A 24,347-nucleotide genomic window follows, 5' to 3' on the forward strand; every position below is an offset into this window, starting at 1 on the left:
CGCGCCACGATTTTGCGCCGGCGCAGTTTGCAAATGAGAATCATTCGTGTTAAATTGCGCGCATTGCCAGCAATCTTCCATCTCGCGCTAGCGCGGGCGGGTTACAGAGCCAGCCATTACCTCTTTAACCCGGATCAACATGAGCACACTGCACCTGCGGCCGTCGGCCGCGCCTTTTCATTTTCATCAAGTAAATCATGCGGCCGCGCCGGCGCCGCGCCTGCTGAATCTGGCCGTCAGGGCCGCGCTGCTGGGGCTGTTTGCCACTCCCATGCTGCCATTGCCGGCCCATGCCCAGGCGGCCGAGGCCGCCGTCGACGCCAAGCGCCAGGCCGTATTCCCTGAAGTTCTCGTCAAGGCCACGCAAGAGAGGGTCCGCGCCGGCAGCAAGACCGTGATCGGCGCCGACGAGCTGTCGCGCCGCGGCGCCACCGACATGGGCAGCATCATGCGCTACGAGCCGCTGATCGGCGCCCCCCTCGAAGCGAGCGGCGCCGGTGCGATCTGGGATGGTTCCGGCAACACCGGCTACAACATCCGCGGCGTCGAAGGCAACCGCGTCAGCCTGGACGTGGACGGCATCGCGCTGCCGGACGCGGCACCTAAGCCGGACGCCAACTCGATGAACAGCTTCGGCGTGGGCCGCGACTACTTCGATCCGGAAACCTTCCGCGAGGTGCGCGTCAATTCCGGCACGTCGGCGGCCGGCGCCGGCGCGCCCGGCCTGGGCGGCGGCGTCAGCTTCGTCACCAAGTCGCCGGACGACTATCTGGTCGAGGGCAAGGATAGTTATGTCGGCTACAAGTTCGGCCGCACCTCGATCGACGGCGCCGACGCCCACACGCTGACGGGCGCGGCGCGCTTCGGCCAGTTGCGCGCGCTGGCCCTGTTCGTGCACCGCAAGGGCCACGAACGCGGCAGCAAGGGCGACGCGCCGCGCAACCCGGACAACTGGAAATCCGACGCCGTGCTGTCGAAGTGGTTGTGGGACCTCGCCGCCGGCCAGAAGCTGGACCTGACCATCGACGCCTTCAAGCGCAAGAACGCGCGCGCGTTCAATAACAAGCAGGGCGCCTCCTACCCCGAGGGGGCGCAGCAGAATTCGACGACGAAGCGCAGCCGCGTCAGCCTCGGCCACTACTGGACGGCGGTCGGTGTGCCGCTGTTCGACACGCTGTCGAGCCGCGTCTATGTGCAGGACGCGAAGGTGGACGATCTGACGCACGCGCGCTACATCACCGGCAAGCAGCCTTACCTGCGCGATATCGCCACCAGCTACAACAACAAGAGCTACGGCATCGGCGCCGACGCCGTCAAGCAGGTGGGTGCGGCGCACACGCTGGCCTACGGCGTCAGCCTGGAGCAGACAGAGACGACCCGGCCGTGGCGCGAAGACCGCACCGTGCTCGCCACGGGCGCGCACCAGATTACGCCGAAGAACCGCATGGCCGACATGGACACGACGCGCGTGCTCCTGCATCTGCGCGACGATTTCAGTTTCGATCTGGCCGGTCATAAGGCAACGTTGACGCCAGGCCTGCGCGCCGAGTACCGCAAGATGAAGCCGAAGAACCTGGACAAGTACGCTATTGCCGTGCCGAACGCCGCCAAGGAAGTGAAGGAGGAGTCGGACACCGCGCTGACGCCGAGCGTCGGCCTGTCCGTGGAGGTGGCGCCCGGCCTGGATGCCTACGCCCAGTACAGCCGCGGCACCCGCCTGCCGACGGCCGCCGAGCGCACCGGGACCTATGATTCGTTCAGCTACACGGGCTCGGTCCAGGGTTACGCCGTGCTGGGCAACCGCAATCTCAGCAAGGAAACCAGCAACGCCTTCGAGATCGGCTTGAAGGGCGCGCCGGCGAAGGGCCTGACTTTCAGCGGCGCCTTGTTCTACACGACCTATAACAATCTGATCGACTATGCCTTGCAGCCGGACGATCCGGTCAACTACCCGACCATCACGCGCGGCCTGTACCGCGCGCAAAACATCGGCAAGGTGCGCACCTGGGGCGGCGAAGTGAGCGGGCGCATGGAGCTGGGCGCGTGGGCGCCGGCCATGCTGGGCTTCCACGTCGACCTGGCCGCCGGCCTGACCCGCGGCAGCAGCGAGGATACGACGACGGGCGTGCGCGAGACGCTGGCCTCGGCCGCGCCGTACAAGGCCAGCTTCACCTTCGGCTACGAGCACCATCCTTCGCAACTGTTCGGCGCAGACTTGATCGTCACGCGCGCCGGCGGCAAGCAGGCGCCGGTCAGCGTCGCCAGCGGCTTCGAGACGGCGCATTTCGCCGTGCCGGCCTATACGCTGGTGGACCTGTCGGCGTACTGGAACATCAGCAAGAACGCCAAACTGACGCTGGGCGTGTTCAACCTGGGCGACCGCAAGTACTGGGATTACGCCTCCTCGCGCTCGCTGGCGCCGGACACCGGCCCGGTGAGCCACGCCGATATCGAACGCCAGGCCCTGGCCGGACGTAACGTCGCCGTTAGCCTGAGCGTCAATTACTAAGCAGCACCTCGGGAGGCGCGCGGCGCCTCCTTCCTTTCATTTTTCACTCAGGGAAATACCACCATGCTTTCAAAACTTGCCCTCGCGCTGCTCGGCAGCCTCTTGATTTGCCAGGCCCACGCGGCCCCCGACGCCGTCGCGGAACGCTGGGCCGCCTTGCGCGCCGAGCAGCCCAAGCTGCAAATCCGCGACGCCGCCCGCACCCTTGGCGTGTCCGAGGCGGAGCTGCTGGCGACCAACCTGGGCAAGGGCGTCACCCGCCTGAAGACGGACGGCGACGCGCCGCGCGAAATCATGCGCCGCGCCCTCGACCTGGGCACGGTGCTGGCGACGACGCGCAATGAGTACAGTGTCATCGAGCGCACCGGCGTGGCCAGCAAGCTCAAGGAGCAGGAAGAGTCCGGCGGCGCCGGCGCCGATGCCGACACCGAGCGCGCCGCGCGCATGCGCAACATCGCCGGCGGCTATCTGGGCGGCGAGATTGACCTGCGCTTCCAGTTCGGCAACTGGAAGCACGCCTACGCCGTGGTGCAGCCGGGCCGCGACGGCGCCCTCAGCCGCAGCCTGCAATTTTTCGACGCCAGCGGCACGTCGGCGCACAAGATCTACCTGAAGAACGAGGCCGGCATCGCCGTCTTCGACAAGCTGGTCGCCGACTTCCGCAGCGCCGAGCAAAGCGGCAAGCTGGCGATCGCGGCCGCCGCGCCGAAGGCTGCTGAAAAACCCGACGCCAGCATCGACGTCAAGGAATTCCAGCTGGCATGGACCGAAATGACGGACGTGCACGAGTTCAGCCAGATCGTCGGCGAATTCGGCCTGTCGCGCGAGCAGGCGCTGCGCCTGGCGCCGGCCGGCTATGCGGAGCGCATCGCGCCGGCCGCCGTGCGCGACCTGCTCGACGGCGCCGCCAAGCAACAGGTGGCCATCATGGCCTTCGTCGGCAACGACGCCGTGACGCAAATTTTCAGCGGCAAGATCAGCAAGACGGCCGCCGCCGGCGACTGGTACAACGTGCTCGACCCGGCCTTCAATCTGCACCTGCGCGAGAGCGGCCTGAAAAGCGGTTGGGTGGTCAAGCGCAGCGGCGTCACCTCGGTGGAATTCTTCGACAAGAACGGCGACCTGTCCGTGACCTTCTTCGGCGTGCGCGCCCGCGCGACGCCGCAGCCGAAGGCATGGGTCGACCTGGCGCAAAGCCTGCCGCGCGCGGCCAAGTAAGCCAGACGGCGGGCCGTCCGCCGGGCCGGCCCCCGGCTGTTGCTTTTGTTCTTTTCTCTGTCGCCAAAAAGCCAAACGCGCCACCATGCGCGCGTTTGGCGCCGTCGAAAAATGGTATGCTGATCCCATCTGCGCGCCAGCGCCGGCCGCCTTGCCCGCACTGCCCGCCATCCATTGCCGTTGCGCGCGCCGTCGCCTGACGGGCTGTTAGTTATGTGCCAAGTGGAAGAAAGGCAATGCCGTGGCAACCATTATCGCAAACAACATAACGATAGCCTACGAAACCCACGGCGATCCAGCCGCGCCGCCGGTGCTGATGGTGATGGGACTGGGGACGCCGCTGACGTCCTGGCCGCTCGACCTCGTCGAAGGCTTGGCCGAACAGGGTTTTTACGTGATCCGCTTCGACAACCGCGACTGCGGCCTGTCGAGCAAGTTCGACCATCTGGGCGCGCCCAACCTGGCGCTGGCCTTCCTCAAGCATGTGCTCGGCTGGCCGTTGAAAACGGCCTACACGCTGCACGATATGGCCGAGGACGCGCTGGCCCTGTTGGCGGCGCTGAATATCCGCCAGGCCCATGTGATCGGCGCGTCGATGGGCGGCATGATCGCCCAGATCATGGCCGCGCGGGCGCCGCGCCGCGTGCTGTCGCTGACCTCGATCATGTCGACCAGCGGGCGGCGCACGCTGCCGGGGCCGACGCGGGCGGCCCGCAAAGCCTTGCTGCGCGGCCCGCGCGACCCGCGCGACCGCGCGCAACTGATTGCCCACATGATGAAAACCTTCCGCGTCATCGCCAGTCCGGCCTACCCGACGTCCGACCGGCAGTTGCGCAGCATGGTCGAGGTGGCGCTGCAGCGCAATCCCAGCCGCGCCGGCATGGCGCGCCAGATCGTGGCCGTGGCGGCGGCGGACGACCGCAGCGAGCTGCTCAAGAGCATACGCTGCCCTGCGCTGGTGATACACGGCGCGGCCGATCCCCTGATCCCCGTCGCCTGCGGCATCGACACGGCGCATGCGATACCGGATGCGACGCTGCATGTGATCGAGGGCATGGGCCACGACCTGCCGCCGCAACTGATCGAACGCCTGCTGGCCTTGATCGATACTCATCTGCACGGTAAGATGGTGGCGCACCCGGGCCGGGTCGGCGCGACCTAGGCCCGTCGGCGGCGCGCCCCGGGCTGGCGTGCCGCTGCGCCGGCGCGTTTCCGGCCATTCATGCCCCAACCTTGATCGAGATTTCTTGAGTACACCTAATATCGGCATTGCCATCGTCGCCCCCGGCGGCGCCGCCCTGGACGATGCGGCAGTGGAGCGCGGCGTCGCGCGCCTGCGCGCCCAGGGTTGCACAGTCCACAATTATTATGATCCGGCCCACAAATTCCAGCGCTTCGGCGGCACCGACGCCGGCCGGCTGGCCCAGCTGAACGCGGCGGCCGCCGACGCCGACGTGCAAGTGGTGATGGCGCTGCGCGGCAGCTACGGCCTCAGCCGCATCCTGCCCGACATCGATTTCGACGCCATGGCCGCCAGCGGCAAGCTGTTCGTCGGCTACAGCGACTTCACGGCCTTCCACATGGGCTTGCTGGCGCGCACCGGCCGCGCCAGCTTCGCCGGCCCGATGTTCTGCGACGACTTCATCCGCGACGAGCCGGTCGAATTCACGCTGCGCCAGTTGTGGGATTGCCTGGCCGGCCCGACGCACCGCGTCGCCGCCGCCGTGGCCGGCAATCCGCGCGTCGACGTCGGCGGCCTGCTGTGGGGCGGCAACCTGGCAATGCTTGTGCATCTGCTGGGCACGCCGTACTTCCCGCACATCGACGGCGGCATCCTGTTCGTCGAGGACGTCAACGAACATCCCTACCGCGTCGAGCGCATGCTGCTGCAACTGCTGCACGCCGGCGTGATCGGACGGCAGAAAGCGGTGTTGCTGGGCGACTTCTCCAATTACCGCCTGAGCCCGCAGGACAATGGCTACGACTTCGACGCCATGCTGGCCCATGTGCGCGCGCGCCTGCCCGTGCCGGTGCTGACGGGCCTGGAATTCGGCCACATCCCGCGCCGTGTCACGCTGCCGGTGGGCGCCCAGGCGCAGCTGGTGTCGGACGCGGACGGTTTTGCGCTGACCTTGCGCGACTACCCGGTGCTGGCGCGGCCCTGATGGGGCGGGCCGATTGGAGATGCCCATGAGCTGGTTTGACCGTTGCGCCGGCCGTGCCGGCCGCATTGCCGCCGTTGCGCTGGCGCTGGGCTGCTGCGTGCCGGCCGCCGCCGTCACGCTGCTACGCACGGCGGGCCAAACGGCCACCGAGCCGAAGTTCATCGTCGCCAAGCGCGGCGGCGCCAGCCATGTCGTCGGCCTGTGCGTCGACATCATGCGCGCCGTCGAGCGCGTCGACCCCGGCCTGAAGTTCGTCGGCGACCAGGCCATGCAGCCGCTGATACGGGTCGAGGCGGGCGTGCTCAACGGCGACCTCGACGCCGCCTGCGGCTTCGTGCGCAACCCGCAGCGCGAAACCCAGTTCAATTTCGTCGATACGCCGCTATTTGTCGTGAAGTATTACCTGACCGTGCGCGCCGATGACGACATCCAGATCAATAACTGGGACGATGTGCGCAAGCTGGGCGACCAGGGCATCATTTTGCTGATACACGGTTTCGCCATCACCAGGCGGCTCGATGAAATCGGCGGCCTGCGGGTCGATTCCGGCGCCAATACGTCGGCGCTGAACTTCCAGAAACTGCTTGCCGGCCGAGGCCGCTTCTATTACCACCGCTCGCCCGGCATCAAGGCGGAAATCCGCAACGCCGGCGTCATCGGCAAGGTGAAGGTGCTGCCGACGAATATGGACACGCAAAAATTCTATATGGTGCTGTCGAAATCGCTGCCGGCCGGCACCACCGAGCGGGTCAGGGCGGCCATCGCCCAGTTGGCGAAAAGCGGGGAATTGACGCAATTGCTGGCGAAATGGGACGAAGGCTGAGGCCGCGTCAGCGTTTCAGCGCGTCGGCGTGGCGCTGGGCCGCCGTCCTGGCTTCGGCCAGCATCAGGCCGCGCGATTTTTTCGGTTTCGTCCGCATTTCATGGGTGGTGTCGCCGTCGATGGAGTAGGCCGCCGTCCACTCGCCTTCATCGTCCTCGATCAGCACAATCTTGATGGCGTGTCCGCAGTAGTCATACAGCTCTTCTGGCATGGGAAGCTCCGTTGGTCGCTAGGGCATCCCGATGATAGCACCGGCCGGCCGCCGGCAGTTTACGGGAAAGCAAAGAAAAACGGGGCCGGCCCCGAAGGCTGCAGCCCCGTTTTCCCTGGCCTTACGCGAGCCCGATCAAGCCTGTTTGCGGCGGCGCGCGGCCGCGCCAACCAAAGCCAGGCCCGCCAGCAACATGGCGTAGGTTTCCGGTTCCGGCACGGCGCTCACCGTGCCGTGCAGGGCGAACGGCAGTTCCACCGTCAGATTCGAGGCGCTATCGACCAGTTTCAGGTATTCGCCGCTGGCGTCCGCTTGCCCGGCGTTGCCGCTGCGTCCGTCGGCCACCGGCGCCTGCCACGGGCCCGACGCGCCGCTGCCGGTCAGGCTCCAGCGCAGGAAGTAGTGGCCGGCGCCCAGGGTGATGTCGGCGATGTCGGCCTGGGCGCGATAGATGCCGCGCTGTGTGTTGCTCAGGCCGGTGGACGAGACGCGGTAGCCTTCGCGCCCGCCGTTAGTCAGAGAGGTCGTGCCGGATGCCAGCACCACGTCGGAATTGACGTGTGTGGACACGATGCTCCACGTGGCGCTCTGCAGCGTGAAGCCGCCGGCGCCCGTTTGATAGGCGAAGAAGTCGATGCTCGTCAGGTTCCAGCGTTGGCCTTCGGCGATGTTGAAGTCGTCGGCGACGGCTTGGCCGTTGGCGCCGTTCGCGCCATAGCCGTAGCTGCTGTAGCCGGGCGCGATCACGGAGCGGCCTTTGGCGTCGACGACGGGGCCGTTGTTGTAGATTTCGGCTGCGTGCGACATGCCCGCTGCCGCCAGGGCGATACTCAGAATAGCTAAGCGCTTCATTGTCATTCCTTATGGTTCAATCATGTTTTCCGGATTGGAAACGAAAGAGTAACATAACTGCAACACAATGTTGCATTGATAATATTTCTTTTGCAACACTTTCCATGGTGTAAAATTCACTTTTTATTGCAAAAATGTGAATATTATGAATGTAGTCAGGCGACGGATCGGCGGGCGCGGGGGAAATCCGCGCCTTCCTTGGCGCCGCCGCAGGCTTTTTTACGGCTGCCGGGACATGGCGGCGCCGCGAAATGGTAGAATGCCCGGTTAATCACATCCGCTTCTAAAGGCTTTATTCGTGCTCTCGACCGCAAACATCACCATGCAATTTGGCGCCAAGCCATTGTTCGAAAATATCTCCGTCAAGTTCGGTGACGGCAACCGTTACGGCTTGATCGGCGCGAACGGCTGTGGCAAATCGACCTTCATGAAGATCCTCGGCGGCGACCTCGACCCGTCGGGCGGCAACGTCATGCTCGATACCAATGAGCGCCTGGGCAAGTTGCGCCAGGACCAGTTTGCGTTTGAAGACATGCGCGTGCTCGACGTCGTCATGATGGGCCACACGGAAATGTGGGCCGCGATCCAGCAGCGCGACGCGATCTACGCGAATCCGGAGGCGACCGACGACGACTACATGGCCGCCGCCGAGCTGGAGGGCAAGGTGTCCGAGTACGACGGCTACACGGCCGAGTCGCGCGCCGGCGAACTGCTGCTGGGCGCCGGCGTGGCCATCGAGCTGCACCAGGGGCCGATGAGCAATGTGTCGCCGGGCTGGAAGCTGCGCGTGCTGCTGGCGCAGGCGCTGTTCTCGAATCCCGACATCCTGCTGCTCGACGAGCCGACCAACAATCTGGACATCAACACGATTCGCTGGCTGGAAGATGTGCTCAACGAGCGCAACTCCACCATGATCATCATTTCCCATGACCGCCACTTCCTCAACCAGGTCTGCACCCACGTCGCCGACATGGATTACGGCACGCTGAAGATCTACCCGGGCAACTACGACGAGTACATGTTCGCCTCGACCCAGGCGCGCAACCAGCAACTGGCCAACAATGCGAAAGCCAAGGACAAGGTCGCCGAGCTGCAGGAATTCGTCCGCCGCTTCGCCGCGAACAAGTCGAAGGCCCGCCAGGCGACGTCGCGCGCCAAGCAGATCGAGAAAATCAAGGTCGACGATATCAAGCCCTCGTCGCGCGCCTATCCCTTCGTCCGCTTCGACGGCGAGAAGAAGCTGCACCGCCTGGCGGTGGAAGTGGAAAACATCTCGAAGGGCTTTGATCGCCAGTTGTTCAAGAACTTCAGCATCATGGTCGAGGCGGGCGAGCGCATCGCCATCATCGGCGCCAACGGCGCCGGCAAGACGACGATGTTGCGCTGCATCGCCGGCGACATTGCCGGTCTGCAGCCGGACCAGGGCCGCGTCAAGTGGGCCGAGAACGCCAACGTCGGCTACATGCCGCAAGATCCGACCGAGGACTTCGCCAAGGACACCAATCTGACCGACTGGATCGGCCAGTGGACCAAGGAGGGCGACGACGACCAGGCCGTGCGCTCGATCCTGGGCCGTTTGCTGTTCGGCGGCGACGACGTCAAGAAGGCCGTCAAGGTGCTGTCCGGCGGTGAAAAGGGCCGCATGATGTATGGCAAGCTGATGCTGGGCCGCCACAACGTGCTGCTGCTCGATGAGCCGACCAACCACATGGACATGGAGTCGATCGAATCGCTCAACATCGCGCTGGAGAAATACGCCGGCACCCTGATTTTCGTCTCGCATGACCGCGAGTTCGTTTCCTCGCTGGCCAACCGCATCATCGAAATCAAGGAAAACGAAGTCGTCGACTACAACGGCAATTATGAGGATTACCTGAAGAGCCAGGGTATCGACTAAGCCGGCCGGGCCGGGGGCGGCCACTTGGGCGCGCCCCCGCCGTTTGGCGCCGGTTTCCCCTGCCGCAGGCGCCGGCAGGAATGCCCCCGATATGCGATAGTGTCATTTCCCCCTCCGTTTTTCGCTGACGAATCATCATGCAAACTTTAGCCATCAAAAGCGTCGAGTACGAGCATCCGCAAGACGGTGCCAGTTGTACCGCGCACGCGTGGGCGCGCACGCCCGCCACGCCTTCCCCAGACGAAAAAATCGCCCTCAAGGCCCGCATCAAGCGCCTGTTGAAGGAGCGCGAAGCCGTCCTCGTCGCCCATTACTATGTCGACGCCGACTTGCAAGACCTGGCCGAGGAAACCGGCGGCTGCGTCTCCGACTCGCTGGAGATGGCCCGCTTCGGCCGCGACCACCCGGCCAAGACGCTGGTCGTCGCCGGCGTGCGCTTCATGGGAGAGACGGCGAAAATCCTCAGCCCGGAAAAACGCGTGCTGATGCCCGACCTGGACGCCACCTGTTCGCTGGACCTCGGCTGTCCCGCCGACGAGTTCGCCGCCTTCTGCGACGCCCATCCGGACCGCACGGTGGTGGTGTACGCCAACACCAGCGCCGCCGTCAAGGCGCGCGCCGACTGGATGGTGACGTCGTCGATCGGCCTGGACATCGTCGCCCACCTGCACGCCCAGGGCAAGAAAATCCTCTGGGCGCCGGACAAGCACCTGGGTTCCTACATCCAGAAGCAAACGGGCGCCGATATGTTGCTGTGGCAAGGCTCCTGCCTGGTCCACGACGAGTTCAAGGGCATCGAGCTGGACTTGCTGAAGGCCGAGTATCCGGACGCGAAAGTGCTGGTGCACCCGGAGTCGCCGGCCAACGTGGTGGCGCTGGCCGACGTCGTCGGTTCGACGTCGCAGATGATCGCCGCCGCGCAAAACATGGACGCCGACACCTTCATCGTCGCCACCGACAACGGCATCCTGCACAAGATGCGCGCCGCCGCGCCCGGCAAACGTTTCATCGAAGCGCCCACCGCCGGCAACAGCGCCACCTGCAAGAGTTGCGCGCATTGCCCGTGGATGGCCATGAACGGCCTGCTTAACCTGGCCGAGGTACTGGAAAATATGACAAACGAGATTCAAGTGGCGCCGGCCGTCGGCCTGCAAGCCGTCAAATCGATCAAGCGCATGCTCGACTTCGCCGCGGCGAAGAAGGCCGGCGTGCAGCCGGGCGCCGACCTGGCCAAGGAAGGCAAACTGTTCGCGGGAGTGGGCCCGGCATGAGTACCTTGTTGAACCCGTTCGCGCCCTTCGACCCGGCGCTGGCGCGCGCCTTTGAGGCGAACCTGCTGGCCGCGCTGCTGGAAGACATCGGCAGCGGCGACCTGACCGGCGAGCTGGTGCCGCCCGATAGCATCGTCACCGCCCGCGTCGTCGTGCGCGAGGAAGCCGTGCTGTGCGGCGCGCCCTGGTTCGAGGGCATCATGAAAAGCCTGGACCGCAGCATCGCCATCGACTGGTACTATGCCGAGGGTCAGCTGATGCGCGCCGACAGTCCCGTCTGCAGCATCGAGGCGCCGGCCCGCGCCTTGCTGACCGGCGAACGCAGCGCCTTGAATTTCCTGCAACTGCTGTCCGGCGTGGCGACGGCGACGCGCCGCTATGTCGACGTGGTGGCCGGCACCGCCGCCGCCATTCTCGACACGCGCAAGACGCTGCCCGGCCTGCGCCTGGCGCAGAAGTACGCGGTGCGCGTGGGCGGCGGCAAGAACCAGCGCCTGGCCCTGTACGACGGCATCCTGATCAAGGAAAACCACATCGCGGCGGCGGGCGGCGTGACGCAGGCGCTGAACAATGCCCACATCCTCGAAGCGGGCGTCAGCATCCAGGTGGAAGTGGAAAACCTCGACGAGCTGAACGAGGCGCTGGCCGCCGGCGCCAAGTCCGTGTTGCTGGATAATTTCAGCACCGACATGATGCGCGAAGCCGTCAAGCTGACGGCCGGCCGGGCCTTGCTGGAGGCGTCCGGCGGCATCAATGCCGACACGGTGCGCGCGATCGCCGAAACGGGCGTCGACCGCATCTCCATCGGCAGCCTGACCAAGGACGTGCGCGCGACCGATTACTCGCTGCGCATTATCGGCTAGACGGCGCGGGCGGGGCGAGCCCTGCGCGCGGAGCTTCACAATCAGAAAATTTCCAGATACATCATGGCGTGATATGTTGTCATGCCTGCCATCAGGCCGGGGAAAAATTTTGCGGTGAGACAAATCGACAAATCGCGGCGGCGGCCCTGGAACCGCTGCGTCTTGCTGTTCGCGGCATGTTTCCTGGCGTGTTTTTCTGCGTTTCCGGCGGCCGCCGAGGAGCCGGAACTGCTCGTTGTCGGCGCCCATTTCGAGCGCGTGTTTGAACAGGCCAGGGATGGGCGTTTCGTCGGCATGGGGCCGGAGCTGGTGCGCAGCGTGGCGCAGCGCATGGGTTACCGCGTCAAATTCCAGATTTATCCGTGGGCGCGCGCCCAGGCGATGGTGGCGCAGGGCCTGGCCGACATTCTCGTCGGGCCGTACCGCTCCAGCGAACGCCTGGCCACCCTGGCGTTCTCGGAACGGGCCTTCTATCAGGACGAAATGGTGTTTTATGCCCGCTCCGGCGCGGCGACCCCGTGGAGCGGCGATTTCGCCGCCTTGCGGGACACCCGCATCGTCATTCTGAACGGCTGGGCGTATGGCCCGGACTTCGAGCGCGCGCGGCCACAGTTGCGGGTCAGCGTGACCAATGCCGTGGAAAATGGCTTGAAGATGCTGACGTCGCAGCACGTCGATTTGTTCGCCACCAACCGCCGGAATACGGAGCCCGTGATTGCCCGACTGCGCATCGACGGCGCCGTCGCGCCGCTGCCGGGCGTGATCGCCGTGCAGAACGGTTACTTCGCCTTTCCCAAACGCCCCGAGTCCGACCGGCTGCGCAGCCAGTTCAACCAGGTGTTCAATGCGCTGGTCGACAGCGGCGAGCTGAAACGGCTGGGGCAGCAGCTCGACGTCGGGGTGCCATAGGCGGCCGGCTATGGATGCGGCGTCTGCAGGCGCAGCGAGGCGGACGCCGATTCGCCGAAGAGTTTTCTGTAGTCGCTGGAAAACTGGCTGAAGTTGCTGAAACCCCAATCCGCCGCCACCGCGCCTATCGCCAGGTTCGCCGCGCCGGCATGCAGCAACTCCCGCCGCACGCCATTCAAGCGCAGCCGCCGCAAGTATAGGGCGGGGCTCATTCCCAACACATCTTCAAAGCAATATTGCAGCGTGCGCCGGCTCACGTGCGCCTGCGCGCACAGTTCCGGCACCGTGATGGCGACGCCGCGGTGCGCCAGAATGTAGTCGCGCACGCGTGCCACGATGCGGCAGCGGCGCTGGAAACTGGCGGCCGCCGCCGGCTCGATGCCGCTGTGGTCCAGCATGGCCAGCAAGGCTTCGACCACCATACCTTGCCAGCGCAGCAGCTGGTGCGGGACGGCGCCGGCCGCATCCGGCCGTTGCGCCAGCAACTCGCCCAACATCAGGACGCAGCGGCGCCGCTCGGCGGGATCGACGCGCAACACTTCCGCGGCCTGCAGGCGCAGCCAGTCGATGTCGCAGGCGCCGGCCGCCGCCGCTGCCGCCAGCAGTTCGCGGCAGACGACGATGCCGTAAATGCTGTGCTTGCTCGGCGTCAGCAGCTCGAATTCATTGTTGCCGGGCCTGACCATGACGAATTCCGGCTCGACCTGGCGGCCGTTGATGCGGCTGCAGTCGGGATGGTCGGGGAAACCGAACCAGACGGCGCCGGGCCAGACGCGGCAGGACTGCCGCACCGACTGGCTGATGCTTTCGCGGAACACCTGCATGCGCGGCAGGCGCAGCTCCGTCAGCACGCCCTGGAAACTGCCGGCGCTGATCTGGTCGTAGCTTTGTTCCCAGTCCGTCAGGTTGCGCGCCAGCGCGTCGGCGTCGCGCGTCAGCACGGTGCGAACAGCCATGCCGCTGTTCCATACTGCGCCGTTGTGCGACACGCCTGTTTCAATCTGGTGCATATCCATCTCGCTCTCAGTTGTGCGCCTCGCGGCCGCTTCAAGCCGCTCCGGCTGGCGCCGCGCCTGATTGAAGGTTTGCCGATTTTCGATAACGCTGGTTTGCCGGGCCTGCCTATACTGCAATGGCAGCAACTTCCATACCAGCGGCACCATGCAATTGGCAGAGGGCGGGTGGCTTAGGCCGGACGCCACCACATTCAACATAAGAAACACACTGCATTGGGGACACACATGAAATCGACGACGGCATCGGGCGCAGCGCCAGCGCTGAAACAGACCTTGAGCACGCTTCAACTATGGGGGATCGCGGTGGGCCTGGTGATCTCGGGCGAGTACTTCGGCTGGAGCTACGGCTGGGCCTCGGCCGGCACGCTGGGTTTCACCGTCACGGCCATTTTCATCGCCGCGATGTACACCACGTTCATCTTCAGCTTCACCGAGCTGACCACGTCGATACCCCACGCCGGCGGCCCTTTCGCCTATAGCAAGGCGGCGTTCGGCCCGACCGGCGGCTACCTGGCCGGCGCGGCCACGCTGATCGAGTTCGTGTTCGCGCCGCCGGCCATCGCGCTGGCCATCGGCGCCTACCTGAATGTGCAGTTTCCCGCGCTCGACCCGAAGCTGGCGGCGGTCGGCGCCTACTTCGTCTTCATGACGCTGAATATCGTCGGCGTGCAGGTGGCCGCCACCTTCGAGCTGCTGATGGCCTTGCTGGCGATCTTCGAGTTGCTGGTGTTCATGGGCGTGGTGTCGCCGGGCTTTTCGATGGCCAATTTCACCAAGGGCGGCTGGGCCGGGCAAGACAGCTTCTCGCTGGCGTCGATTCCCGGCATGTTCGCGGCGATTCCGTTCGCGATCTGGTTCTTCCTCGCCATCGAAGGCGTGGCGATGGCCGCCGAGGAGGCCAAGGAGCCGAAACGCTCGATCCCGATCGCCTATGTCACCGGCATCCTGACCCTGGTCGTGCTGGCCGTGGGCGTGATGGTGTTCGCCGGCGGCGCGGGCGACTGGACCAAGCTGGCCAACATCAACGATCCGCTGCCGCAGGCCATGAAAACCATCGTCGGCGAAAACAGCAACTGGCTGCACATGCTGGTCTGGCTGGGACTGTTCGGCCTGATCGCCTCCTTCCACGGCATCATCCTCGGCTATTCGCGGCAAATCTTCGCGCTGGCCCGGGAAGGCTATCTGCCGCATTTTCTCGCCAAAATCCATCCGCGCTTCAACACGCCGCACCGCGCCGTGCTGGCCGGCGGGGTCATCGGCATCGCCGCCATCTACAGCGACGAGTTGATCAAGATCGGCGGGCAGACCCTGACGGCGAACATCGTCACGATGTCGGTCTTCGGCGCCATCACGATGTACCTGATCAGCATGCTGAGCCTGTTCAAGCTGCGCCGCAGCGCCCCCGCCATGGCGCGGCCGTTCCGCGCGCCGTTCTATCCCTATTTCCCGGCGTTCGCGCTGTTCGGGGCGGCCGTGTGCATGGCGACCATGATTTATTACAACCCTTTGATATTCGGCATCTTCACCGGCTTCCTCGCCCTCGGCTATGTTTTCTTCCTGCTGACCCGCGGCAGCCGCGAAGAACTGGCCATCTACGACGCCGTTTGAATCCAGCCCACCATCTCACCAGGATACTTGCCCATGTCAACACTTACCCGATCCGGCGCGCTGCTTGCCGCCTGCGCCTTGCTCGCCTGCCAGGCGTCCGTCCATGCCGCCGAGGCCGCCCCGGCGCCCGCATGGGGCGTCAGCGGCAATGTGACGCTGCTGTCCGATTACCTGTTCCGCGGCGTCTCGCAAACCCAGGGCAAAGCGACGGCGCAGGCCAGCGTCGACTTCAGCCATGCCAGCGGCGCCTACCTGGGCGTGTTCGGCTCGGGCGTGTCGAACGCGGCCTACAACAACGGCAGCGGCGCCGAAATCGACCTGTACGGCGGCTATCGCTACGCGCTGGGCAAGGACAGCAACGTCGATGCCGGCCTCGTCACCTACTGGTATCCGGCGGCCCGGTTTCGCGCCGGCGGCCGCAGCATCAATTACGACACCCAGGACGCCAAGCTGGGCCTCAACGTCGGCAGTTTCAACGCCTACGCTTGGCTGACGCTGAGCAAAAACTGGTTCGGCTACGCCGTCGATCCCTACAGTGGCGACATCGTCGATTCGCGTGGTTCGACCTACGTCGAGGCGAACTGGAATCCCGAGTTGACGCCGGGATGGACATTGAACCTGCACGCCGGCCACCAGCGCGTGCGCAAGCTGGGCGCCTATAACTTCGCCGACGTCAAAGTGGGCGTGACGACAACCTGGGACAGCTGGACCTTTTCGGCGGCGGCCGTCTACAACAACGGCGACGACAAGAAAAACGGCCAGCCCCTGTGGACCTTCTTTAATATGGATGGCAGCGGCAAGAATGTCGTCGGCAAGCGCATCCAGGTCAGCGCCGCGCGCAATTTTTAGTCCGCCTTGAGGCTTGGGCATCACCACGGAGGAGGGAAGCACATGAGCCAATTCGCGCACACGGTCGGCAGCAAGACATATCTGTTCCGCGACCTGCGGGACTTGATGGCCAAGGCCACGCCGGCCCGCTCGGGCGATTACCTGGCCGGCGTGGCGGCGGGCAGTGCCGAGGAAAGGGTGGCGGCGCAGATGGCGCTGGCCGCGCTGCCGCTGACGAGCTTCCTGAACGACGTGGTGGTGCCCTATGAAAGCGATGAAATCACCCGCCTGATCATCGACGAGCACGACGCCGGCGCGTTCGCCGCCATCCGCCACCTGACGGTCGGCGACTTCCGCAACTGGCTGCTTGGCGACGCCGTCGACGGCGCCGCGCTGGCGGCCGTGGCGCCCGGCATCACGCCGGAAATGGCGGCGGCCGTGTCGAAAATCATGCGCGTGCAAGACCTGGTGCTGGTGGCGCGCAAATGCCGCGTCGTCACCGCCTTCCGCAACACCATCGGCCTGCCGGGCAGCCTGTCGACGCGGCTGCAGCCGAATCACCCGACCGACGACGCCTCCGGCATCGCCGCCGTGGTGCTCGACGGCCTGCTGTACGGCAGCGGCGACGCCGTCATCGGCATCAATCCGGCCACGGACAATGTGCCGCAAGTGATCAAGATCGTCACCATGCTCGACGAAATCATCGCCCGCTACAACATCCCGACGCAATCGTGCGTGCTCACGCATGTCACCAACACCATCGCCGCCATTGAGCGGGGCGCGCCGGTCGACCTGGTGTTCCAGTCGATAGCCGGCACCGAAGCGGCCAACCAAAGCTTCGGCGTCAACCTGCAACTGCTGGGCGAGGCGCGGCAGGCGGCGCTGTCGCTCCAGCGCGGCACCGTCGGCGACAACGTCATGTACTTCGAGACGGGGCAGGGCAGCGCGCTGTCGGCCAACGCCAACCACGGCCTCGACCAGCAAACCTGCGAGGCGCGCGCCTACGCGGTGGCGCGCAAGTTCCGTCCGCTGCTGGTAAACACCGTGGTCGGCTTCATCGGCCCGGAATACCTGTACGACGGCAAGCAGATCATCCGCGCCGGGCTGGAAGACCACTTCTGCGCCAAGCTGCTGGGCCTGCCGATGGGCTGCGACGTCTGCTATACCAACCACGCCGAGGCGGACCAGAACGATATGGACGTCCTGCTGACGATGCTGGGCGCGGCCGGCTGCACCTTCGTGATGGGCATCCCCGGCTCGGACGACATCATGCTGAACTACCAAACCACGTCCTTCCACGACGCGCTGTACGCGCGCCGCGTGTTCGGGTTGCGGCCGGCGCCGGAATTCGACGCCTGGCTGCGGCAAATGCAGATATTTACCGAGGACCAGCAAGTGACACTGGGCGATACCTTGCCCGCGCCGTTCCAGCAGGCGCTGCTGCGATTGTCATAAGGGGAGCGCATGAGTAACAAGACCGTGATTGCCAATCCCTGGCAAGCCCTGCGACAGTTCACCGCCGCGCGCATCGCGTTGGGCCGCGCCGGCGTCAGCCAGCCGACCGCGCCGCAGCTCGAATTCCAGCTGGCGCACGCGCGCGCCCGCGACGCCGTGCATCTGGCGCTGGACGGCGCGGCGCTGGCGCAATCGCTGGGCCAGGCCCTGGCGCTGCCCGGCGTCGCCCTGCGCAGCGCGGCGGAGAGTCGCAATGTCTACCTGCAGCGCCCCGATCTGGGCCGCAAGCTCGACCCGGCCTCGCGGCAGATGCTGGTGACCCTGCGCGCCCAGCCGTATGACCTTGCCTTCGTCATCGCCGACGGCCTGTCGGCGCTGGCAATCGAACAGAACGCCTTACCCTTCCTGCGGATACTGATGCGGCGTCTGGCCGTGGAGCAATGGGCATTGGCACCCATCGCCGTCGTCCAGCAGGGCAGGGTGGCGGTCGGCGACGAGGTTGGTGAGGTGTTGGGCGCGCGCGCCGCGCTGGTGCTGATCGGCGAGCGGCCCGGCCTGAGCTCGCCGGACAGCATGGGCCTATACCTGACATGGGCGCCGCGCGCCGGCCTGACCGACGAGAGCCGCAATTGCATCTCGAACGTGCGCCCGGCCGGTTTGCGCTACGAGGAGGCGGCGTTCAAACTGCACTACCTGCTGGCGGAGTCGCGGCGGCGGCAATTGTCCGGCGTCGAACTGAAGGACGAGACGCCGGAGGGCGGCCGGCTTGATGTGGCGGAGCGTAAATTCCTGTTGTAGATCGCGGCCGCTCCCCAGTCGGGCGGTTCGCCAGCGAACGAGGCCGCGCCGCGGCAGTATCAGTCGCGCGAAATCATTCTGGCCACCGCCTCGCCATCGTCGCGGAATCCCATGCGCCGATAGAGGCCCTGGGCCGCGACGCCGTCGCGCATGACGCGCAGGAACGGTGTTACGCCGCGCTGCATTTCGCGCCGGAGCAGTTTGGCGATAAGGCGGCTGGCCCAGCCTCTGCCCTGAAAGTCGGGATGGGTGCAAACGCCGCTGATTTCGCTTATTCCACCGGCGCACACGCGCGCACCGGCCATTGCCATCAGACGCGGCCCGTCGAATACGCCGAAATAGTCGCCAAGCTCGATGGTTCTCGGGCTGAACGGTCCCGGGCGGGTCAGCATGGCCAATTCGTGCGCCGCCGCGGCGTGCCGCACGCCGAGCAGCACGGCCTCGGGCGCCTCGTCCACGGCGGGCATGGGGCCGTTCCAGGCCATCCTCAAGAGAATGGACTCGGCCTCGACGCGCCAACCGGCGGGAGCGACCCCCGCCCAGCCGGCGCAGTATAGGAGCTCGCCAGGTTCTGTGTAGGGAAGCAAGGCATCAAAGTTCGGCTTGTCGAAATCCGGAAAAGCGATAAAGGAAGGAAAGCCCGGCGCATAGCGGCGCGCCTCATTGGTGCCGATGGCGAAGCCGGCATGCGGCCCGACGAGCGTGTGCCAGGCTATATTGTCAAGAAATGGGTTCATGATGCGGCGATCATATCATTGGCGCCGCCCAGGTAGCGTCCGACGACGGTCCGGCTGGCGAGGTCACGGCCGGAGCCGGACCCGCAGGTCCGGGTCCGGCTCTGGATGGCTTACTCGGCCAAGGCCGCTTCCGCTGGGGCCGCGACTTGCCGGCATTCGCTGAAACGGCTGGCCAGGAAGGGCGTGACGTCGATCGGCGTGGCTTCCTTGTGCACCAGCTTGTCCAAAAGCACGCCGGTGATGGCCGACGTCAGGATGCCGGTGCGGAAATGGCCGCAGGCATTCAGGTAGCCTTCGGTGCCGGGCATGGCGCCGAGGATCGGCAGCTCGTCCGGCGAGCCGGGGCGCAGGCCGGCCCAGCAGCGCTTGATGTTGACGTTTTGCAGTTCCGGGATGCAGCGGCTGGCGCCCTGCACCAGGCCGGTGATTTCCGGCAGCGTGTTGCTGACGTCAAAGCCCTTGTCCTCGGTGGTGCTGCCGATGAGGATTTCGCCATTGTCTTTCTGCGCGATGTAGCAGTCGCTGGTGGTGATGCAGCCGCGCAGCAGCTTGGGTAATTTCTCGGTCAGCACGATCTGGCCTTTGACGGGTTTGACCGGGATGCTGCGGTCGCTGGCCCATTCGCACAGCTCGGAGGCCCAGGAGCCGGCGGCGTTGATGAGCGTGTCGCAATAGAAGCGGCCCGCCTCGCGCGTGTCGACGCCGATCACGCGGCTGCCCTGGCGCACCACGCCGCTGACGTTGGTGTTGAAGTAGATGTCGACGCCGTTCTGGCGCGCCGCCTCGGTATAGGCGTCCGTCAGGCGGAAGGGGCTGACCTGGTGGTCGCAGAGGAATTCCAGCGCACCCGTGGCGCTGTGGCTGATGTAGGGCTCGTTGGCGCGCAGTTGCGTCTGGTCGAGCCAGCGCACCTGGTCCGACAGGTGGGGGATCTGCGCGGCGATGTGCTCGGCGTACAACTGGTCTTGTTCGTCGTAGATGACGAATTTTAAGCCGGTTTCCTCGAACTTGAAGTCCATGCCATGATTGTCCATCAATTCCTGGTGCAACTGCGGGTACATGGCGTTCGAGGCCAGCGCGAAGTTGAAGAAGCTGTCCGGCAGGATGTGCGGGGTGCTGGCGCTGACTTCGACGGCGTTGCCGGCCGCTTCGCGTTTGTTCTTCGCGGAATTCATGCGGAAGAAGATCACGCCGCAGCCCAGGCCCACGGATTCGCCGATGGCCCACAGGCCGCCGGCCGAGGCGCGCGAGGCGTTGCCGGGGCGTTTGGCGTCGATCAGGGCGACTTTCAGGCCTGGCCGTTTCGACAGCTGGTAGGCGCAGGAGGCGCCGATGACGCCGCCGCCGGCGATGACGATATCGTATTTCTTGTTCATGTTCAAACCTCTTCGGTGAGCGTGTCTGTGGTGGCGATCGCGGCAAAGGCCGAGAACGGCAGCGGGTCCAGCGGGAAGCGCGGACGTATCCAGCCGATGTCGGCCTTGCCGGTGTGCTCGCGCAGGCGGTCGCTGCAATAGCCGACGCACATCTTGCCCTGGCAATCGCCCATGCTGACGCGGGTGCGCATTTTCAGGCTGATCAAGTCTTGCACGCCCTGGGACAGCGCCGTGTCCACTTCCTTGCGGGTGACGTGTTCGCAACGGCAGATGACGGTGTCGGCGTCGGGCAGGGCCAGTTGCGCGCTGCCGCGCTCGGTAAAGCTGTCGATGCCGACGCGGAAACGCAGGATGGACTGCAGTTTGCCCAGGTATTGCTGGCGTATCGAGGCGGCTTCGTTGTCGCCGATGGCGCCGCGCTGGCGCAGTATCGACAGGGCGGCGATGCGGCCGCTGAGCATGGCCGCTTCACCGCCGCGCAGGCCGCCGATGTCGCCGGCCAGGTGGATGTGCGATTGGCTGCTCTGCTGCCATTCGTTGATCAGCGGCTTCAGGTAGCCATCGGCGTGGTAATCGTGCTGCAGATCCATTTGCTGGGTCAGCTGGGTGCGCGGGATGAAGCCGTAGCCGACCGCCAGCGTCTCCGCCACCACTTGCTGCTGCCGCGCCAGGTCGGCTTTCCAGTTGCTGTCGTAGGGGGCCAGCGTGATGTCTTGCAGCTCGCTCTGGCCTTGCACGGCGACGACGCCCATGCCGTAATGCATGGGGACGCCGTGGCGCTTCAGGTAGCCCAGCATGCTCAGGCCATCGAGGAAGAGCTGCGGCTTGTTCAGCAGCGCCAGGGTTTCCTTGGCGATGCGGCCGAAGCTGCACGCCTCGTAGACGCCGGCCACTTCCGCGCCGGCGCGGTGCAACTGGCAGGCGACCAGGGGCAGCAGGGGGCCGGTGCCGGCGATGACGGTGCGCCCCAGCGGTTTCACCACGCCGCTCTTGATTTGTAATTGCAGGCCGCCCAGCATCATCACACCCGGCAGTGTCCAGCCGGGGAAGGGCACACTGCGTTCATGGCAGCCGGCCGACAGCAGCAAGTGTTCGTAGCTGAAATGTTCGACCTGTTCCTGTTCGTTCAAGGCATACAGCGCGTTGCCGGCCTCGCCGCCGACGACGCGGGTGTTCAGGCGCACGTCGACGGCGCTGCGGATGCGCTCGAATTCCTTGTGCAGGGCCTGCATCGAGTCACGATAGCGCTCTCCCAGGTAGTCCAGCGTGACGCCCTGGCGCAGCGGGCCGCGGTAGAGCACGCCGCCAAGGCGCGACGCCTCGTCGACGATGGTGCTGGCGACGCCGTGCTTGGCCAGTTCGATGGCCGCGGCCATGCCGGCGGGGCCGCCGCCGACGATCAGGGGACGCGAGCTCATTGCAGGCCCTCCAGTTCGATGCGGTTGACGGCGGTTTCCACCAGCATGTCCGCCTGGACGATGGTTTGGCAGGCGCGGCGCTTGTAGCGGCCGTCGATTTTCACCTGGCAGCAATGGCATACGCCCATGCCGCAATAGGAACCCATCACTTGCTGGCTGTCGTTGCGGGCCAGCTGGCGCATGCCGACGGCGTTCAGCACGCTCAGCACGGTTTCGCCATGGGCGGCGGCAACTGGCTGGCCGTTGATCTTGATGGTGAGCTGTTCGCTGCCCAGTTCCTGTATATCGTGTTTTCTGCTCAACATATTAAATGCACTTTCCTAACGTGTGGCAAGGAGATGGTGAAGACGTCCGTGGCGGGGTATTACCACATGGTCAGTAGTGTTATTAAGTTCATTATAGCAATCTGATAACATTAGGGGAATAGGATCTGATCCTAAAAGGATATTTTTTTTGGGGGAGGGAAAATACCGGCCGCCGCGGCGGGGGCGTAGGTCGAATGGCGGATGGCGGGAATGGCCGCCGGCCCGCCGCTGCCGTTTTTGGGGAAGGAGGGGGAGGGCGGCGCCGCTGGCTGCGGGCCGCCGTGGGGCTTTAGCGGCGCGCCGGCGTCAGCACGCTGGGCAAGGCTTTCGGCAGGGTTTCCGGATAGTCGCGGCTGAAGTGCAGGCCGCGGCTTTCGCGCCGCGACAGCGCGCTGTTGACGATCAGCGAGGCGACGTCGACGAGGTTGCGCAGTTCCAGCAAGTCGTGGGTGATGCGGAAGTTGCGGTAGTACTCGTCGATTTCCTCTTTCAGCAGGGCGATGCGGTGTTGCGCCCGTTCCAGGCGCTTGGTCGTGCGGACGATGCCGACGTAGTTCCACATGAAGCGGCGCAATTCGTCCCAGTTGTGGGCGATGACCACTTCCTCGTCGGCGTCGGTGACGCGGCTTTCATCCCAGTCCGGCAGATAGGGCACCGGCTTGCGTTCGCTGTGTTCGATGTCGCGCGCGCAGGCGCGGCCGATGACGAGGCATTCGAGCAGGGAATTGCTGGCCAGGCGGTTGGCGCCGTGCAGGCCGGTGCAAGCCGTCTCGCCGACCGCGTACAGGCCCGGCAGGTCGGTGCGCCCGGACAGGTCGGTGACGACGCCGCCGCAGGTATAGTGGGCCGCCGGCACGATGGGAATCGGCTCTTTGGTGATGTCGATGCCCAGTTCCAGGCAGCGCGCGTAGATCGTCGGGAAGTGTTCGATGAGGAACGCGGCCGGCTTGTGGCTGATGTCCAGGTGCACGTAGTCGAGGCCGCGTTTCTTGATTTCAAAGTCGATGGCGCGGGCGACGACGTCGCGCGGCGCCAGCTCGGCCCGTTCGTCGTGGCCCAGCATGAAGCGGGTGCCGGCCGCCGCGCCCGCTTGCGGCGGCAGTTTCAGCAAGCCGCCCTCGCCGCGGATCGCTTCCGTGATGAGGAAGGATTTCGCGTAAGGGTGGTACAGGCAGGTCGGGTGGAACTGGATGAATTCCATGTTCGAGACGCGGCAGCCGGCGCGCCAGGCCATGGCGATGCCGTCGCCGCTGGCCGTGTCCGGATTGGTCGTGTACAGGTAGACCTTGCCGGCGCCGCCCGTGGCTAGCACCGTCTGCTCGGCCGAGAAGGTCAGCACCTTGCCCGTTTCCTCGTCCTGCACGTAGAGGCCGTGGCATTTAGGCTGGGCGTTGCGCTGGCTGCGCTTGTGTTCCAGCTTGTCGGAGGTGATCAAGTCGATCGCGCAATGGTGCTCGAACAGCGTGATGTTCGGGTGGGCGCGCACCTTCTGCTCCAGCGTCACCTGGACGGCGTGGCCGGTGGCGTCGGCGGCGTGGATGATGCGGCGCTGGCTGTGGCCGCCTTCGCGGGTCAGGTGGAAGCCCAGCTCGGCGCTGGCGTCGCGGGTGAACGGCACGCCCTGGGCGATCAGCCATTCGATGGCTTCGCGGCCGTGCTCGACGATGAAGCGGGTGGCGCCTTCGTCGCACAGGCCGCCGCCGGCCACCAGGGTGTCGTCGATGTGCTGGGTGTGGCTGTCGCCGGAGTCGAGCACGGCGGCGATGCCGCCCTGGGCCCAGTTGCTGGCGCCGTCCAGCAGCGCGCGTTTGGAAATGATTGCGACGGTGCGCGTTTCAGCCAGGTGCAACGCCACTGACAATCCCGCCAGTCCGCTGCCGACAATCGCTACATCAAATTTCATGACAATTAGATTTTTTGTGAGGAAGCATACTATAGTCCATTTAGCATGGAAACGCAGTGGCTTGCGCTAAATTCGCCGCGCTTTCTTTCCCCGCGCCCCGCGCTTGTGGCGGCTCAACATCTGCGCCGCACAGTCCGCCATGATGGAAAGGCGACCGGTCCGGACATGGTGCCCGCCCGGCCGCA

21 protein-coding genes are annotated in these 24,347 nt (G+C 65.5%); 13 read left to right on the plus strand and 8 right to left on the minus strand.

Annotation, left to right across the window (positions count from 1 at the left end; all coding sequences use genetic code 11):
* Positions 1–139: 139 nt before the first annotated feature.
* From OIK44_RS04350 to OIK44_RS04370, 5 genes are all read left to right on the plus strand, one after another.
* The gene (locus OIK44_RS04350) at positions 140–2,509 is read left to right on the plus strand and encodes a TonB-dependent hemoglobin/transferrin/lactoferrin family receptor (RefSeq protein WP_273669458.1); all 2,370 of its coding nucleotides are present in this window, start codon (positions 140–142) and stop codon (positions 2,507–2,509) included.
* A gap of 63 nt (positions 2,510–2,572) precedes the next feature.
* Positions 2,573–3,727, plus strand: coding sequence for a hemin-degrading factor (locus tag OIK44_RS04355; RefSeq protein WP_273669459.1), 1,155 nt, complete (start codon positions 2,573–2,575; stop codon positions 3,725–3,727).
* A 241-nt stretch (positions 3,728–3,968) separates the two neighbouring features.
* Positions 3,969–4,889, plus strand: coding sequence for an alpha/beta fold hydrolase (locus OIK44_RS04360; protein WP_273669460.1), 921 nt, complete (start codon positions 3,969–3,971; stop codon positions 4,887–4,889).
* A gap of 85 nt (positions 4,890–4,974) precedes the next feature.
* Positions 4,975–5,892 (plus strand): muramoyltetrapeptide carboxypeptidase, encoded by a 918-nt coding sequence (gene ldcA / locus OIK44_RS04365; RefSeq protein ID WP_273669461.1) that lies wholly within the window; start codon positions 4,975–4,977, stop codon positions 5,890–5,892.
* A 25-nt stretch (positions 5,893–5,917) separates the two neighbouring features.
* Positions 5,918–6,715: a substrate-binding periplasmic protein gene (locus tag OIK44_RS04370; protein WP_273669462.1), complete on the plus strand. Its 798-nt coding sequence runs from the start codon at positions 5,918–5,920 to the stop codon at positions 6,713–6,715.
* 7 nt (positions 6,716–6,722) lie between these two features.
* On the opposite strand, the gene OIK44_RS04375 is transcribed toward OIK44_RS04370, so the two are convergent.
* Both OIK44_RS04375 and OIK44_RS04380 read right to left on the minus strand, forming a co-directional pair.
* Entirely contained in the window at positions 6,723–6,926 is a 204-nt protein-coding gene (locus OIK44_RS04375; protein WP_273669463.1) for a hypothetical protein, read from the minus strand.
* Between the two features lie 135 nt (positions 6,927–7,061).
* The gene (locus tag OIK44_RS04380; protein ID WP_273669464.1) at positions 7,062–7,778 is read right to left on the minus strand and encodes a PEPxxWA-CTERM sorting domain-containing protein; all 717 of its coding nucleotides are present in this window, start codon (positions 7,776–7,778) and stop codon (positions 7,062–7,064) included.
* 298 nt (positions 7,779–8,076) lie between these two features.
* Between OIK44_RS04380 and OIK44_RS04385 the strand changes: the two genes are divergently transcribed.
* The 4 genes from OIK44_RS04385 (at position 8,077) to OIK44_RS04400 (ending at position 12,718) form a co-directional block, all read left to right on the plus strand.
* Positions 8,077–9,675, plus strand: coding sequence for an ABC-F family ATPase (locus tag OIK44_RS04385; protein ID WP_273669465.1), 1,599 nt, complete (start codon positions 8,077–8,079; stop codon positions 9,673–9,675).
* 137 nt (positions 9,676–9,812) lie between these two features.
* Entirely contained in the window at positions 9,813–10,946 is a 1,134-nt protein-coding gene (gene nadA, locus OIK44_RS04390) for a quinolinate synthase NadA (RefSeq protein ID WP_273669466.1), read from the plus strand.
* Entirely contained in the window at positions 10,943–11,809 is an 867-nt protein-coding gene (gene nadC, locus OIK44_RS04395) for a carboxylating nicotinate-nucleotide diphosphorylase (protein WP_273669468.1), read from the plus strand. Before nadA ends, nadC begins: the two co-directional genes overlap by 4 nt.
* Positions 11,810–11,923: 114 nt before the next feature.
* On the plus strand, positions 11,924–12,718 hold the full coding sequence (locus OIK44_RS04400; RefSeq protein ID WP_273669469.1) for a substrate-binding periplasmic protein: 795 nt from the start codon (positions 11,924–11,926) through the stop codon (positions 12,716–12,718).
* A gap of 8 nt (positions 12,719–12,726) precedes the next feature.
* Here the strand turns inward: OIK44_RS04400 and OIK44_RS04405 are convergent, their stop codons facing one another.
* A complete protein-coding gene (locus OIK44_RS04405) occupies positions 12,727–13,674 on the minus strand; it encodes a helix-turn-helix domain-containing protein (RefSeq protein WP_273669470.1) in 948 nt (315 codons plus the stop codon).
* A gap of 285 nt (positions 13,675–13,959) precedes the next feature.
* Here OIK44_RS04405 and eat point away from each other — a divergent pair, with 285 nt between their 5' ends.
* Genes eat through eutC form a run of 4 tightly spaced genes read left to right on the plus strand, consistent with a single transcriptional unit; the run spans position 13,960 to position 18,423 of the window.
* Positions 13,960–15,342, plus strand: coding sequence for an ethanolamine permease (gene eat, locus OIK44_RS04410; RefSeq protein ID WP_273669471.1), 1,383 nt, complete (start codon positions 13,960–13,962; stop codon positions 15,340–15,342).
* Between the two features lie 33 nt (positions 15,343–15,375).
* Positions 15,376–16,191 (plus strand): TorF family putative porin, encoded by an 816-nt coding sequence (locus OIK44_RS04415; RefSeq protein WP_273669472.1) that lies wholly within the window; start codon positions 15,376–15,378, stop codon positions 16,189–16,191.
* A gap of 42 nt (positions 16,192–16,233) precedes the next feature.
* Positions 16,234–17,625, plus strand: a complete 1,392-nt coding sequence (locus OIK44_RS04420; protein ID WP_273669473.1) for an ethanolamine ammonia-lyase subunit EutB — start codon at positions 16,234–16,236, stop codon at positions 17,623–17,625.
* 9 nt (positions 17,626–17,634) lie between these two features.
* Positions 17,635–18,423, plus strand: coding sequence for an ethanolamine ammonia-lyase subunit EutC (gene eutC / locus OIK44_RS04425; protein WP_273669474.1), 789 nt, complete (start codon positions 17,635–17,637; stop codon positions 18,421–18,423).
* 59 nt (positions 18,424–18,482) lie between these two features.
* Here the strand turns inward: eutC and OIK44_RS04430 are convergent, their stop codons facing one another.
* The 5 genes from OIK44_RS04430 to nadB all read right to left on the minus strand — a co-directional run bounded on the left by OIK44_RS04430 (position 18,483) and on the right by nadB (position 24,162).
* Positions 18,483–19,160: a GNAT family N-acetyltransferase gene (locus OIK44_RS04430; protein ID WP_273669475.1), complete on the minus strand. Its 678-nt coding sequence runs from the start codon at positions 19,158–19,160 to the stop codon at positions 18,483–18,485.
* 110 nt (positions 19,161–19,270) lie between these two features.
* The gene (gene hcnC, locus OIK44_RS04435) at positions 19,271–20,536 is read right to left on the minus strand and encodes a cyanide-forming glycine dehydrogenase subunit HcnC (protein WP_273669476.1); all 1,266 of its coding nucleotides are present in this window, start codon (positions 20,534–20,536) and stop codon (positions 19,271–19,273) included.
* Positions 20,537–20,538: 2 nt separating this feature from the next.
* Complete coding sequence (locus OIK44_RS04440; RefSeq protein WP_273669478.1) at positions 20,539–21,954, minus strand: FAD/NAD(P)-dependent oxidoreductase; 1,416 nt, start codon at positions 21,952–21,954, stop codon at positions 20,539–20,541.
* A complete protein-coding gene (locus tag OIK44_RS04445) occupies positions 21,951–22,259 on the minus strand; it encodes a 2Fe-2S iron-sulfur cluster-binding protein (protein WP_273669479.1) in 309 nt (102 codons plus the stop codon). The genes OIK44_RS04440 and OIK44_RS04445 overlap by 4 nt, the downstream gene beginning before the upstream one ends.
* A 289-nt stretch (positions 22,260–22,548) precedes the next feature.
* On the minus strand, positions 22,549–24,162 hold the full coding sequence (gene nadB, locus OIK44_RS04450; protein ID WP_273669480.1) for an L-aspartate oxidase: 1,614 nt from the start codon (positions 24,160–24,162) through the stop codon (positions 22,549–22,551).
* Between the last annotated feature and the right edge of the window lie 185 nt (positions 24,163–24,347).

Source organism: Janthinobacterium fluminis (genome assembly GCF_028595325.1).
Taxonomy (GTDB): domain Bacteria; phylum Pseudomonadota; class Gammaproteobacteria; order Burkholderiales; family Burkholderiaceae_D; genus Janthinobacterium; species Janthinobacterium fluminis.

What these genes read in the sequence shown, in the direction of transcription:
- OIK44_RS04350 (WP_273669458.1), top strand. Translation starts at nt 140, where the DNA reads ATGAGCACACTGCACCTGCGGCCGTCGGCCGCGCCTTTTCATTTTCAT.
- OIK44_RS04355 (WP_273669459.1), top strand. Translation starts at nt 2,573, where the DNA reads ATGCTTTCAAAACTTGCCCTCGCGCTGCTCGGCAGCCTCTTGATTTGC.
- OIK44_RS04370 (WP_273669462.1), top strand. Translation starts at nt 5,918, where the DNA reads ATGAGCTGGTTTGACCGTTGCGCCGGCCGTGCCGGCCGCATTGCCGCC.
- OIK44_RS04375 (WP_273669463.1), bottom strand. Translation starts at nt 6,926, where the DNA reads ATGCCAGAAGAGCTGTATGACTACTGCGGACACGCCATCAAGATTGTG.
- OIK44_RS04380 (WP_273669464.1), bottom strand. Translation starts at nt 7,778, where the DNA reads ATGAAGCGCTTAGCTATTCTGAGTATCGCCCTGGCGGCAGCGGGCATG.
- nadA (WP_273669466.1), top strand. Translation starts at nt 9,813, where the DNA reads ATGCAAACTTTAGCCATCAAAAGCGTCGAGTACGAGCATCCGCAAGAC.
- nadC (WP_273669468.1), top strand. Translation starts at nt 10,943, where the DNA reads ATGAGTACCTTGTTGAACCCGTTCGCGCCCTTCGACCCGGCGCTGGCG.
- OIK44_RS04405 (WP_273669470.1), bottom strand. Translation starts at nt 13,674, where the DNA reads ATGGCTGTTCGCACCGTGCTGACGCGCGACGCCGACGCGCTGGCGCGC.
- eat (WP_273669471.1), top strand. Translation starts at nt 13,960, where the DNA reads ATGAAATCGACGACGGCATCGGGCGCAGCGCCAGCGCTGAAACAGACC.
- OIK44_RS04415 (WP_273669472.1), top strand. Translation starts at nt 15,376, where the DNA reads ATGTCAACACTTACCCGATCCGGCGCGCTGCTTGCCGCCTGCGCCTTG.
- OIK44_RS04420 (WP_273669473.1), top strand. Translation starts at nt 16,234, where the DNA reads ATGAGCCAATTCGCGCACACGGTCGGCAGCAAGACATATCTGTTCCGC.
- eutC (WP_273669474.1), top strand. Translation starts at nt 17,635, where the DNA reads ATGAGTAACAAGACCGTGATTGCCAATCCCTGGCAAGCCCTGCGACAG.
- OIK44_RS04430 (WP_273669475.1), bottom strand. Translation starts at nt 19,160, where the DNA reads ATGAACCCATTTCTTGACAATATAGCCTGGCACACGCTCGTCGGGCCG.
- hcnC (WP_273669476.1), bottom strand. Translation starts at nt 20,536, where the DNA reads ATGAACAAGAAATACGATATCGTCATCGCCGGCGGCGGCGTCATCGGC.
- OIK44_RS04440 (WP_273669478.1), bottom strand. Translation starts at nt 21,954, where the DNA reads ATGAGCTCGCGTCCCCTGATCGTCGGCGGCGGCCCCGCCGGCATGGCC.
- OIK44_RS04445 (WP_273669479.1), bottom strand. Translation starts at nt 22,259, where the DNA reads ATGTTGAGCAGAAAACACGATATACAGGAACTGGGCAGCGAACAGCTC.
- nadB (WP_273669480.1), bottom strand. Translation starts at nt 24,162, where the DNA reads ATGAAATTTGATGTAGCGATTGTCGGCAGCGGACTGGCGGGATTGTCA.